At 68.8% G+C, this 12,387-nt stretch carries 12 protein-coding genes and 2 riboswitches; all 12 genes read right to left on the bottom strand.

What is annotated here, in order from left to right; genetic code table 11:
* Positions 1-23: 23 nt before the first annotated feature.
* The 12 genes from gcvP to ACU6XJ_RS23525 all read right to left on the bottom strand — a co-directional run bounded on the left by gcvP (position 24) and on the right by ACU6XJ_RS23525 (position 12,217).
* A complete protein-coding gene (gene gcvP / locus ACU6XJ_RS23580) occupies positions 24-2,906 on the bottom strand; it encodes an aminomethyl-transferring glycine dehydrogenase (protein ID WP_476315750.1) in 2,883 nt (960 codons plus the stop codon).
* 78 nt (positions 2,907-2,984) lie between these two features.
* Positions 2,985-3,099: riboswitch (glycine riboswitch) on the bottom strand.
* A riboswitch (glycine riboswitch) is annotated at positions 3,100-3,197 on the bottom strand. It lies immediately after the preceding riboswitch.
* Positions 3,198-3,268: 71 nt separating this feature from the next.
* On the bottom strand, positions 3,269-3,832 hold the full coding sequence (locus ACU6XJ_RS23575; protein ID WP_476315747.1) for a MerR family transcriptional regulator: 564 nt from the start codon (positions 3,830-3,832) through the stop codon (positions 3,269-3,271).
* A gap of 1,269 nt (positions 3,833-5,101) precedes the next feature.
* Entirely contained in the window at positions 5,102-5,575 is a 474-nt protein-coding gene (locus tag ACU6XJ_RS23570; RefSeq protein ID WP_476315744.1) for a bifunctional nuclease family protein, read from the bottom strand.
* 186 nt (positions 5,576-5,761) lie between these two features.
* On the bottom strand, positions 5,762-6,457 hold the full coding sequence (ftsR, locus tag ACU6XJ_RS23565) for a transcriptional regulator FtsR (RefSeq protein ID WP_476318601.1): 696 nt from the start codon (positions 6,455-6,457) through the stop codon (positions 5,762-5,764).
* A 41-nt stretch (positions 6,458-6,498) separates the two neighbouring features.
* A complete protein-coding gene (gene garA, locus ACU6XJ_RS23560) occupies positions 6,499-6,945 on the bottom strand; it encodes a glycogen accumulation regulator GarA (RefSeq protein ID WP_476315741.1) in 447 nt (148 codons plus the stop codon).
* Between the two features lie 167 nt (positions 6,946-7,112).
* Entirely contained in the window at positions 7,113-7,490 is a 378-nt protein-coding gene (gene gcvH, locus ACU6XJ_RS23555; RefSeq protein WP_476315739.1) for a glycine cleavage system protein GcvH, read from the bottom strand.
* Positions 7,491-7,524: 34 nt separating this feature from the next.
* Positions 7,525-8,196 carry a DUF881 domain-containing protein gene (locus tag ACU6XJ_RS23550; protein ID WP_476315736.1) on the bottom strand — a complete coding sequence of 224 codons (672 nt, stop codon included), beginning with the start codon at positions 8,194-8,196 and terminating at the stop codon, positions 7,525-7,527.
* 2 nt (positions 8,197-8,198) lie between these two features.
* The gene (locus ACU6XJ_RS23545) at positions 8,199-8,531 is read right to left on the bottom strand and encodes a small basic family protein (protein WP_476315733.1); all 333 of its coding nucleotides are present in this window, start codon (positions 8,529-8,531) and stop codon (positions 8,199-8,201) included.
* A complete protein-coding gene (locus tag ACU6XJ_RS23540) occupies positions 8,528-9,334 on the bottom strand; it encodes a DUF881 domain-containing protein (RefSeq protein WP_476315731.1) in 807 nt (268 codons plus the stop codon). Before ACU6XJ_RS23540 ends, ACU6XJ_RS23545 begins: the two co-directional genes overlap by 4 nt.
* Before the next feature lie 106 nt (positions 9,335-9,440).
* Positions 9,441-11,117 (bottom strand): DUF8189 domain-containing protein, encoded by a 1,677-nt coding sequence (locus ACU6XJ_RS23535; RefSeq protein ID WP_476315728.1) that lies wholly within the window; start codon positions 11,115-11,117, stop codon positions 9,441-9,443.
* 162 nt (positions 11,118-11,279) lie between these two features.
* Entirely contained in the window at positions 11,280-11,897 is a 618-nt protein-coding gene (gene clsA, locus ACU6XJ_RS23530) for a cardiolipin synthase ClsA (protein ID WP_476315725.1), read from the bottom strand.
* A 95-nt stretch (positions 11,898-11,992) separates the two neighbouring features.
* Entirely contained in the window at positions 11,993-12,217 is a 225-nt protein-coding gene (locus ACU6XJ_RS23525) for a hypothetical protein (protein WP_476315722.1), read from the bottom strand.
* Between the last annotated feature and the right edge of the window lie 170 nt (positions 12,218-12,387).

Genomic DNA, 12,387 nt, shown 5'->3' with positions numbered 1-12,387 from the left:
TCCAGGTCGCCGAAACGTGTGCTTCAGGACCGGTAGGCGTCCAGGGGCGGGCAGGAGCAGACCAGGTTGCGGTCGCCTTTGGCGCCGTCGATGCGGCGGACGGCGGGCCAGGCCTTCTTCTCGGCGACGCCCGCGGGGAAGGCGGCCTGCTCCCGCGTGTAGGGGTGGTCCCATTCGCCCGCGAGGCTCGCGACGGTGTGCGGGGCGTTGCGCAGCGGGTTGTCGTCGGCGGGCCACTCCCCCGCGCCGACCTTGGCGATCTCGCCGCGGATGGCGATCATGGCGTCACAGAAGCGGTCCAGCTCGGCCAGGTCCTCGCTTTCGGTGGGCTCCACCATCAGGGTGCCCGCCACCGGGAACGACATCGTCGGGGCGTGCAGGCCGTAGTCGGCCAGCCGCTTGGCCACATCGTCGACGGTGACGCCGGTGTCCTTGGTGATGCCGCGCAGGTCGAGGATGCACTCGTGGGCGACGAAGCCGCCCTCTCCGGTGTAGAGCACCGGGTAGTGCTCATCCAGCCGCCGCGCCACGTAGTTGGCGGCGGCGACCGCGGTCAGCGTGGCGCGGCGCAGGCCGTCGCCACCCATCATGCGGACGTAGGCCCAGGAGATGGGCAGGATCGAGGCGCTGCCCCAGGGCGCGGCGGCGATCGGGCCGACACCGGTCTCCGGGCCTGCCAGCGGCTGCAACGGGTGGTTGGGCAGGAACGGCGCGAGGTGCTCGCGCACGCCGATCGGGCCGACGCCGGGTCCACCGCCACCGTGCGGGATGCAGAACGTCTTGTGCAGGTTCAGGTGCGAGACGTCCGAACCGAACTTGCCCATCCTGGCCAGGCCGATCAACGCGTTGAGGTTGGCGCCGTCCACGTAGACCTGCCCGCCCGCCTCGTGCACGAGTTCGCAGACCTCGCTGACGGTGTCCTCGTACACGCCGTGCGTGGACGGGTAGGTGATCATGATTGCGGCCAGGTCGTCGCGGTGTTCGTCCACGACGGTCCGCAGGTGCCCGAGGTCGATGTTGCCCTTGTCGTCGCAGCGGACCACCACGACGCGCATGCCCGCCATGACGGCGCTGGCCGCGTTGGTGCCGTGCGCGCTGGAGGGGATGAGGCAGATGTCGCGGGCTTCCTGACCGCGGCTGCGGTGGTAGGCGCGGATGGCCAGCAGGCCTGCGAACTCGCCCTGGCTGCCCGCGTTGGGCTGGATGCTCACCGCGTCGTAGCCGGTGATCTCGCCCAGCCAGTGCTCCAGGTCCTTGACCAGCTTCAGCAGGCCACCGGCCTGCTCCGCGGGCGCGAAGGGGTGCAGCTGGGAGAACGCGGGCCAGGTGATCGGCTCCATCTCGGCGGTGGCGTTGAGCTTCATCGTGCAGGAGCCCAACGGGATCATGCTGCGGTCCAGCGCGATGTCCTTGTCGGACAGGCCCCGCAGGTAACGCAGCAGCCCGGTCTCCGAGCGGTGGGTGTGGAACACCGGGTGCGTCAGGTACTCGCTGGTGCGGCGAAGCTGCTCGGGCAGCCGGTCGTCGGTGTCCTGGTCGAGAACGTCCACATCGGACACCTCGACGCCGAAGGCCTGCCACACCAGACCGAGGTGCGAGCGAGTGGTCGTCTCGTCACAGGCGACGCCGACGTGATCGGAGTCGACAAAGCGCAGGTTCACGCCGCGGTCGCGGGCTGCCCTGACGATGTCCGTCGCCCGACCCGGCACCCTGGCCAGCACCGTGTCGAAGAAGGTGTCGTGCACGACCTCGACACCACCGGAGCGAAGCCCGGCGGCGAGGACGGCGGCCATGCGGTGGGTGCGGACCGCGATGTTCCGCAGTCCGTCGGGGCCGTGGTAGACGGCGTACATGGAGGCGACGACGGCGAGCAGCACCTGCGCGGTGCAGATGTTGCTGGTCGCCTTCTCCCGGCGGATGTGCTGCTCGCGGGTCTGCAGCGCCAGCCGGTAGGCGAGGTTCCCGTCGGCGTCGGTGGACACACCGACCAGGCGACCAGGCAGCTGGCGCTCCAGGCCTTGGGCGACGGCCAGGTACCCGGCGTGCGGTCCGCCGAAGCCCATCGGTACGCCGAAGCGCTGGGTGGTGCCGACGGCGACATCGGCGCCGAATTCGCCGGGCGCGGTGAGCAGGGTGAGCGCCAGCAGGTCCGCGGCGACGACGGCCTTGGCGCCGCGCTCGTGGACCTGTTCGACGAGCGCGCGGAAGTCGCGGACGGTGCCGGAGTCGCCAGGGTAGGACAGCAGCACGCCGAAGAAGTCGCCATCGGGAAGGCCGTGCTCCAGGTCGGCGCGGACGACCTCGATGCCCAGCGGTTCGGCGCGGGTCTCGATCACGGCGAGGGTCTGCGGGAAGGTGTCGGCGTCGACCACGAACCGGGCGGACTTGGAGCGGCCTGCCCGGCGGATCAGCGTCATCGCCTCGGCGGCCGCGGTGCCCTCGTCCAGCATGGAGGCGTTGGCGGTGGGCAGGCCGGTCAGGTCGGCGACCATGGTCTGGAAGTTCAACAGGGCCTCGAGCCTGCCCTGCGAGATCTCCGGCTGGTACGGCGTGTAGGCCGTGTACCAGGCCGGGCTCTCCAGCACGTTGCGCAGGATCACCGGCGGGGTGTGGGTGCCGTAGTAGCCGAGGCCGATCATCTGGACCAGTACCTCGTTGCGGTCGGCCAACCACTTGAGCTCGGCCAGCGCCTCCGCCTCGGTGGCCGCGGTGGGCAGGCCCAGGCTCAGGTCACGCTCACGGATGCCCGCGGGCACGGTGCGCTCGGCGAGTTCCTCCAGCGAACCGACGCCGATGGTGTCCAGGATGCGGGCGACGTCCGCGGCGCGCGGGCCGACGTGCCGGTCGGCGAAGGGGGTGCCGTGCTCCAGTGCCGCCAGCGGGATGCGGTCATTGCTCGCTGCCATATCTACCCAATACCCATCATCCGGGTGCCTGCGGCACGTGTCGAGGCGGTCGGGCTCGCGAGGGTCCTACCTCGCTCGCCCTCCCCCTCTGTCCGTGCCCACGCTGGGTAGGCGCCTGAGAGCTTCACCGGACAAGCCGGCTTGCACCGTCGGCGGGATGGCCCGTGTCGGGCCCTCCGCTTTCCAGAGGTGTCTGTTCCGAGCGGTCCTTGCTGCCTGAGAGGTTCCGGGGAGGAGTTGCTCCTTCGGCGCCGACTCACCTGCCTAGTCGGGCTCTCCCGCTCGGAGTACGACTACAGCGCAACTGTACCTCTCATTGCGCCTTCAACCAGCACCGCCGTGCCCGAGTTAACGATGCTGTTTCAGCCGATCCGGCGGGCCTGACGGCGGCGGGACAGCTCGTCGTGAGTGTGCGCGACGATCTCGGCTCCGTCGGCGGGTTCGGACGGGAAGTCGTGAATGGTGCCGCTGATCTCCCGCATGGCGCCGCTGACGGCGATGCCGAACACGCCCTGACCGCCCTGGAGCAGATCCACGACCTCTTCCGGCGAGGTGCACTCGTAGACCGTGGTGCCGTCGCTGAACAACGTGATCTTGGCGAGGTCCTGCACCCCGCGGCGGCGGAGGTGGTCGACGGCTACCCGGATGTTCTGCAACGAGACGCCCGTGTCGAGCAGTCGCTTGACGACCTTGAGGACGAGCAGGTCCTTGAACGAGTACAGCCGCTGGCTGCCGGATCCCGACGCGCTGCGAATCGAGGGGACCACCAAGCCGGTCCGCGCCCAGTAGTCCAGTTGCCGGTAGGTGATACCGGAAATCTGGCAGGCCGCGGGGCCTCGGTAGCCAACGAGCTCGTTGGGCAGCGACTCGTCAGGAAACAGCTCGCCTTGCTCGCTGGTAGCCCGGCTCGGCGTTTCCTCGACCATACGTGCCTCCCCTCGACCGGCCAGGCGGCCGGCGACGCGTGATCCGCGTTCCGCCGGGAGTGACGAAACGTGGTCACGAGCAGGTGCCGATGTGAATGACATCGACGCGATTCACCCAGGAACGACGGTAAGACTGCCCGGCAGGCAGGTCAACGCGACGCGCGGAGAGTCGCCGGGTTGAAGCTCAACTTGATGTCGAGCAACGGGAAAGCGTTCCCCCGTTCGGACGCCACGAGGGGGTGAGACTCACCGTGAGCACCCGAATACAGCGGTAACCCTGCGCCACCGCCCCCACAAAACATGATCTTCTTTCGATACGTTCAAGATCGCCTTGGCGTGTTCGACGTCACCACTACCCAGCCCCTCGGCGCCTGCCCCGCCGCGCCTGTGCCTGCCACGCAGCCTTCATACCGGCCGAAGCGCAAGTGCTGACAGAAGCCGCGCATCACGGGCTCGACGTGCTCAGCAGTCCTGTCGCGTCCGCAGCCGCATCGACCACCCAGCGCGGCGCACCGGGAGCTATGCCATTTTGCCGACAAGTACTCCGCCAGAAGCAACACCCGACAGGCAAAACCCATGAGGTCGCCGCAGGACGACAACATGCGCCCCTGCTGGCGCATCATGACGACGTAGGACGACATCATGACGGCCTGGGAGAGCTTGGCCGGGCGCCCCCGAATCGACGGTACGCGCAGGTCGATGAGGAGACGTGGAACGACACGATCGCGGATCTCGTGCAGTCGGTCGTCGTCCGGCGTCAGCTCACAACCAGCCCCGCGCCGTCACTCCCGACCACACGGCGGTTGGGCTGCTGACCGCGAAACAGGGCTCAACGCGTTCGGCACAGCCCAGCAGCGATCGAGTTCCACGTCGCGCGGGCTGGAGGTGGGGCGGAGTTGGGTTGGACGCGATGGGTCCAGCGCGATGGGTCCAGCGCGATGGGTCCAGCGCGATGGATGAGCCAGCGCAATGCCGTGCAACGGGCTGAAGATCCAGGAGGTCTGGAGGGACGGCTACGAGACCTTCTACGGCATGACCGTGGCGGGCTTCCCGAACACGTTCATCCCGAATGCGGTGGTGTGGTCGGTGGCCAGGAACAACGGCGGTCGCTACCGAACAGCCAGGTCGAGGACCATCCCGTCCGCGAGAGCAGCCGCAGGTATTGGTGGCACTGAAGCGGGAGGGCGACCGCAGCTGCGTGGCGGGATGCGCTGCGCTGCCTTGGCAAGCTGCCATAGCGGTCCTGGTGACCGCGTGGCTGGGAGGCGGTCAGGTGTCGGCGCCGCGGAAGTCTTCTGGGGAGACCGAGTCGAGGAACTCGCGGAACTTCTCGACTTCGTCTTCCTGCTCGTCGGGGATGATCAGGCCCGCTTCGGCCAGGACCGACTCGTCGGCGTGGATGGGCACGCCCGCGCGAAGGGCCAAGGCGACGGAGTCGCTGGGGCGGGCGGAGACGCGGAGGTCGCCGTCGAAGATGAGCTCGGCGAAGAAGGTGCCTTCCTGGAGGTCGGTGATGCGGACCTGTTGGAGTTGGCGGCCGAGGGCCTCGATGACGTCCTTGAGGAGGTCGTGGGTCAGGGGGCGGGCGGGGCGGACACCCTGCTGCTCCAGGGCAATGGCGGTGGCCTCCACCGAACCAATCCAGATCGGGAGGTAGCGGTCGCCCTCCGTCTCACGGAGAAGCAGGATCGGCTGGTTGGCAGGCAGTTCGACCCGCACACCGACTACACGCATTTCGCTCATCGGGCCTCGCCTCCTCCAGCTTCTTCTCTCAACCACCGGGCGGGCCCCGGTGTTCCCACCTAATGAGGATCGCTCACCGACACCTCTGACGCTACCCGCCAGGCGTGGCGAACGCTTGCCATCGCCGCTATTCCTTAGCTGTGATCACACTCAGGCATCAAGCGTGACAACCCGGTGGCGAGATCGTCAACCGCCGGTGACACGTCGCAACCCGGACTTGACCAGGATGGTGTGCAGCGTTACGGACAACCGGGCCAATTCGCGCACGACTTCTTCGGCTCTGGCCCTGGCGTCCGGGTCGCGTTGTCGAGCCAGCGGCGTCACCAACTGCTCCAGCAGGCCGACCTCGCGATCCGCCGCGGCGCGGAACGCGCGGAGGTGACGCGGTTCGAGGCCGTAGTCGGTCAGTGCCCGCACGGTGGCCGCGATGCGCACGTCGTCGGGGCTGTAGAAACCGGCCGGTCCGGGTCGGATCAGGCCGTACTGCTCCAACTCGACCAGCACCGGAGGATCCAGTTCCGCTTCCGCCAGCAGTTCCTCGCGGGTGATGCGGATATCGCCGCTGGGCGCGAAGTCCTCCGTCGCGGGAAGTCCGTCCACCGCCACCAGCCGACGCGGCACCTTGGCCGTCGGGGTGGCGGGCTGTAAGCCCCGGTCGATGGCGTCCAGCTGCTCCTTGATGACCTTCAGCGGAAGGTAGTGGTCCCGCTGGGCGCCGAGCACGAACCGCAGTCGCTCCACATCGGCCGGGCTGAACTGCCGATAGCCGGATGTGGTGCGCGCGGGCCGAACCAGGCCCTCCGACTCGAGGAAACGGATCTTGGAAATCGTGACCTCGGGAAAATCGGGGCGAAGCTGAGCAAGGACGGTGCCGATGCTCAGCCCCCCACCTGCGTCCGGCAGTCCGGCCACTCCGCCCTGCCCTAGGCCCCGTTCGGACCGGTCAGAAAAACGAGGCGGAACTTGCCGATCTGCACCTCGTCGCCGTTGGCCAGCACCGCGGTGTCCACCGGCTCGCGGTTGACGTAGGTCCCGTTCAGGCTGCCCACGTCCACCACGACGAAGTCCGAGCCCTCGCGGCGGAACTCCGCGTGGCGACGGGAGACCGTCACGTCGTCGAGGAAGATGTCGCTATCGGGATGACGGCCCGCGCTCGTGGTGTCCCTGTCGAGCAGGAAGCGGGAACCCGCATTGGGTCCGCGCTTGACGACCAGCAGCGCCGCACCGGCGGGAAGCGACTCGACGCCGGAGACATTGGGCTCGGCGGGGGCGGCGGTTCCCTCGGCGTCGGCAAGGAAATCGGCCCGAAAGACCGACGTGGACTCCGTGGCGCGCTCCGGCGGAACGCCGGGCCCCTCGTTCGTGCTCACCTGAGCATCCCTCCTGCTGCGTCGTGCTCAGCCAGCCGTCACTGACCGTGCTCCCAAAGTACCCTGCGTGCCTTGACCACCGGCGGCCGGGCCAAGATCCGTTGAACCGCGGGTGTCCCGCCCGTCAAGATCGACGGGACACCCGGCTCAACGCCGCCCGGCCGGGTCTAGTTCCCGGTCAGCGTCTGGTAGGCCGCGTAGTCCAACAGGTTGCCCACCGCGTCCGGGTCGGACGGACGCAGCTCGAACAGCCAGCCGTCGGCGAGAGGCTGCTCGTTGATCGTCTCAGGCGCGGTCACGACCGCGTCGTTGATCGCGGTGATCTCACCCGAGACGGGCGCGTAAATCTCCGAGACGCTCTTGGTCGACTCGACCTCGCCAACGGACTCGCCTGCCTCGACGGTCGCGCCGACCTCGGGAAGCTGCACGAAGACGATGTCGCCAAGCTGCGCCTGCGCGTAGTCGGTGATCCCGATGCGCAGGGCGTCGGCGTCCACCGGCTTCACCCACTCGTGCTGGTCGGTGTACTTCAAGTCCTCAACCACTTGAGCGTTCTCCCTCTGTGCTTTCCACCGGGCCTCAACCGGAGGGGCGGGCGTATCTGTGCTCTCGCACCGGTCGCAGGGCGGTGATCACCACCCGGTCGGCCTGGTCGACGGCAACGCTGCCGCCGGATCGCTCAACAGTGTCCACTACGCCACCTGGGATGTTGAGCGCGGCTGCCAGTGTCGGCGGGTCGCCGATGGCAACCATCTCGTAGGGTGGGACGAGCCGCTGTCCGTCCAGTTCGACGGCGCCGGGCGAGCCGCTGAAAGCCGAATCCACCCCGACCCGGATGGCGCCGATCTGCACCGCCTCCGCGCCTGCCGCGCGCAACTCCTGGAGCGCGTCCAACAGCACCTCAGCAGTGATCTTGCGCTGCGGGTCCACCAGGCGGATGCGCAGGCCGGGCCCGGACGCGGGCAGGGTGCCCGCCAGTACGCCCAGCGTCTCGGCGCGGCGGCGGGCCTGCTCCAGCGCGGCGGCCGAGGAGTCGCCGCTGGCTTCCAGCCTGCGCAGCGCGGCCTCGGACTCGTCGATCTCCTTGCGCAGCGCGGCTTCCCGCTGCTGCAGGCCGTCCAACAACACCACCAGGTCCTGCGGTCGCGCCTCGGCCAGCGAGTCGCCGGTCTGGGTGCGCCGGACCTGAGTGGCGATGGCGATGCCGAGCAGCAGGCACAGCACCGCGATCAGGGCCGAGTTCCGGTTCATGATCAGGCCTTGAAGAGGTGGCGGCGGATGGCGGCGGCATTGCCGAAGATGCGGATGCCCAGCACGACGACCACGGCGGTGGACAGTTGCGCGCCGACGCCGAGTTGGTCACCCAACAACACGATCAGCGCCGCCACCAACACATTGGAGATGAAGGACACCACGAAGACCTTGGCGTCGAAGATCTTCTCCAGTTGCGCGCGCAGACCACCGAACACCGCGTCCAGCGCCGCGACCACCGCGATGGGCAGGTAGGGCTGGAGCCACGCGGGGACCGACGGGTCCAGCCACAGACCGAGGACGATGCCGATCGCGAGCGCGACGAGTCCGATCACCGGCCACCTCCGGGACTGGCGACGTGCAGTGGGGCGGGGGTGGCGGCGGGCAGCCGCAACTCCTCGGCCCGTTCGATGCGGAACACCGTGCCATAGACCTGGGTGAACGCGGAGAAGCGGCCGTAGCCGTCGGTGTTGACCAGCCGGGTGTGCAGGTCGTTGGGTGCACCGAGGACGTCGAACACGTACGGCTTGGGCACCGGCCGGTTGTCCACCAGCATCGCGCCGCCTGCCTGCCGCACCGTGGCGCGGGGTTGCAGCCGCACTCCCCCGATGGCGATCGCCTCGGCCCCCGCCGACCACAGCGAGTTCACCAGCAGCTGGAGGTCGCGGTCCAGGACGTTCTGCTTGTCCGGCTCGTCGACGGTGACGCGCAGCCCCGGACCATGCACCGGCACGGCCGCCACCGCGGCCTCAAGGCGCCGCAGTTCGGCCAGCGCCGCCGATCCCTGGGCGTCGCCGCTGAGCGCCTCGCGGCGCGCTTTGGTGACCTGGCCGTCGAGTTCGATCGCCCGAGCCGACAGGGCATCGGTGTCGGTGCGGGCGGTGCGCACGTCCTCGACAAGGCTGCGTCGAATCTCCTCGGCGCCGGGGGCGCGCTGCGCGGCGTCCTGCGCCGCGACGGCCAGCACCAGTCCCAGCACCAGGACACCGCCTGCCAGCCACGCCCGCTGACTGCGCGGCGCGGGCTTGCCGCCGCGGCGGCGCGCGGCTTCGGCGTATCCGGGGTCGAAGTGGTCACCGAGCAGCCCGCGCAGCAGCGAAATGCCTTCGCTGAACGGTTTGCGGTGTTCTGGCTGCACCCGTGCACTGTCTCCCGAGGTCAAACCCGTGAGTGGCAACCGAGGTCGAAGCCTTGATTGCCACTCACGGGTGTTTACCAGGGCGGACCCTACAACACCTGGTGTGTCAGGTGATCTGGTTGCCGTCCCAGCCGCCCTGTTCGACGGTGCGGCCCGGGGTGAACCACCAGTGCTGGATCTCGCCGTTCTCGCCGCGGGCGAACACGTGCTGCTGCGGGTCGTAGATGAACGACGTGAGCGGTCCGGTGATCTTCGGCCCAGTCCAGAACTCCTCGGTGAGCTGCCAGGTGTGCACATCCCAGGCCCAGTGCTTGAGGCTGCCGTCGGCGGTGCGGGCGAAGACGTGCTGCTGCTCGTCCTTGAAGTTGAAGCCGGTCGGGGTGCCTACGAAAGCGCCGCCCCAGTTGTCGGTCTTGGGCACCTGGCCGGGCTCCCAGTACCAGTGCACCAGCGTGCCGTCGAGGCCGCGGCCGAAGACGTGCTGCTGGTTGCGCCAGGAGTAGCCGAACGGGTCGGCGGTCAGCGCCGGGCCCTGCCAGCTGTCCTCCACCATGCCGCTCAGGGGCTGGTCGGAGTACCAGTGGCGCAGCGTGCCGTCCGCGGAGCGGGCGAAGACGTGAAGCTGCTGATCGCCGTAGTGGAACACGGTGGGGTTGCCGACGATGGGGTTGCCGCGGACGGCGCTGCGGACGTTCTGGCCGGGCTCCCAGGCCCAGTGCACCAGCTTGCCGTCGACGCCGCGGGCGAAGACATGTTGCTGGCCCTTCCAGGAGTAGGCGACCGGGTCGCCCGCGATCCCGGGGCCGTCCCAGACGTCGGTGTAGATCTTCCAGGTCGGCGCGTCGAAGAACCAGTGCGCGAGCCTGCCGTCGGCGGTGCGACCGAACACGTGTTGCTGCTCGTCGCGGTAGTTGAAGCCGGTCGGCGTGCCGACAAACGCACCGCCCCAGTTGTCGCTCTTGACGGGCAGCCCGGGCTCCCAGAAGCCGTGCACCAGGCTGCCGTCGGCAGCGCGGGCGAAGGTGTGCTGCTGGTTTCGCCAGGTGTAGGACAGCGGGCCCGCGAAGGTCTTCGTGGTCTGGGCGATCCAGGCGCCGAGGTCGTCGACGCGGCTCTGAGTCGCGGTGTTGCGGGTCTCGGTCTCGCCGAGACAGCCGCCCTGCCACGAGGTGTGATTGACACCCACCAGCGCGGTGCCCAGCAGACCGGGACCGCCCGCGTCACCCTTGCAGACGCCGCTTCGCTCGGTGCTGCCCTTGATCTCCAGCAGGTTGCCTGCGACGGCCTGCGTGGTGAACGTGGCGCTATGCGCCTTGTCCGGCACCCATTCCGTCGCGGTGCGGCCGTAGCCCACCACCCGCAGCACGTCACCCGCCTTGGCGGCGGTCGGTGAGATGGCGACCGGTGCGATGTCGGTGATCGGGTAGTCCAGCCTGGCGAGCACCACGTTGCGGTCCGCCCGCGGCTCCAGGTGCTGCACCCGCGCGACGTGGCCGGTGTTCGCCGACAGGGACGTTCGGCCCACGGTGACCGTGGTGGCCTGCGGCGGCGCTCCCGCGATGACGCCCGTGCCGAAGCAGGACGTCGCGGTGATCACCCACTCCGGCGCGACCAGGGCACCGGTGCAGGCCCGGACGCCGGGACCGACGTCGAGTTTGGCGACGAACCGCAGCGCGTCATCGGTGACCGGGCTGCCGCCGCTGATCGCCTGCGCCGAACCGCCCGCCACCAGGCTGAGCACGGTCGCCGCGGCGAGCACACCGGCGAGGTTTCTTCGTGACACATGACCCCCTTGTGGACATGAGGGGGTGCCGCACGCGACGGATTACCCGAGCAGACCACCCCAGACCGGACTTCGCACAGTTGTATTGCGACGACCGGGCAGGGATACGTTAAGCAGGCCTGACCAGGAAATCCAGCGCCGAACGGCGTTACTCGGTGTGGGTCAGGGCATATGCCGTTTGGCCGCGGATACCGCACCGCTGACCTGCACCACGTAGAGCACCCCGGACCACAGGTACAGCGCCGCTCCCCAGCCGGTGAAGGCGTAGCCGAAGGCCTGGGCGATATCGGAGAACGGGTAGTCGCCGTGGGCGAGCAGGAGCAGCGGGAAGGCGTAGAGCAGGTTGAACGTGGCGGCCTTGCCCAGGTAGTGCACCTCGGGTGGGGCGAACCGGTACCGGCGCAGCAGAAGCAGGCACAGGCCGAGGACGAGATCGCGGCCCAGCAGCACCAGCACCACCCACAACGGCACGATGTCGCGCACCACGAACGCGATCAGCGTGGAGGCGATGTAGAGCCGGTCGGCTGCGGGATCGAGCAGGGCGCCGAACCGGCTGGTCTGGTTCAGCCAGCGGGCCAGCTTGCCATCGAGCCAGTCGGTGATCGCGCTGACCACCAGCACGACCAGTGCGAGCAGGTCGGCCTTGGGCACCAGCAGCAGGTACAGGAACAGCGGCACCCCGGCCAGCCGAAGCAGGCTCAACACATTCGGCACGGTCCAGAAGCGATCGGACACCACAAGTCCCCCGGTGTCCGGACCGTCGTGTCTCACCGTGCTCATCTCGCCGCGCACCCCGTATCTTCCGCCGCTGTCACGCCTGGTCAGCGTGCCATACCCCCGGCGTGCTCAGTGGGTGCGCCGCGTGTGGCCGCCGATCAGCGGCGGGTCATGCTCCAACCCCTGCGCTGTAGCTCGTCGCTGGTCAGCAGCACGGGACGGCCCCTGTCGTCGACACCCGCCCAGCGGGCGCGGCCATAACCACTCTCCAGCACGTACGCATGGCCTCTGCTCCAGACCACGCTGCATGGCGCGGTCGGCAGGCTGCGCACCCCCTGCCGAGATGAGGTCTCTTCGTCGACTGCCTGTGTGTCCGTACTCATCGTTGAGTAGCACCTCCACCTATCCTGTCGGATGTGGGCTTCATCCCGTTAACCGTGACAGGCAAATTGTCCGGCGTGTAATGCCGATCCTTACGCGTCGCCACGCCAACCGGGTCAAATTCGTCGCCGAAAGGCACAAAGGTGACAGGTTCGACCGAACGCCTTGACCG

This window comes from Actinorectispora metalli, from assembly GCF_056323685.1.
This window is presented reverse-complemented; position numbering and strand designations above follow the sequence as displayed.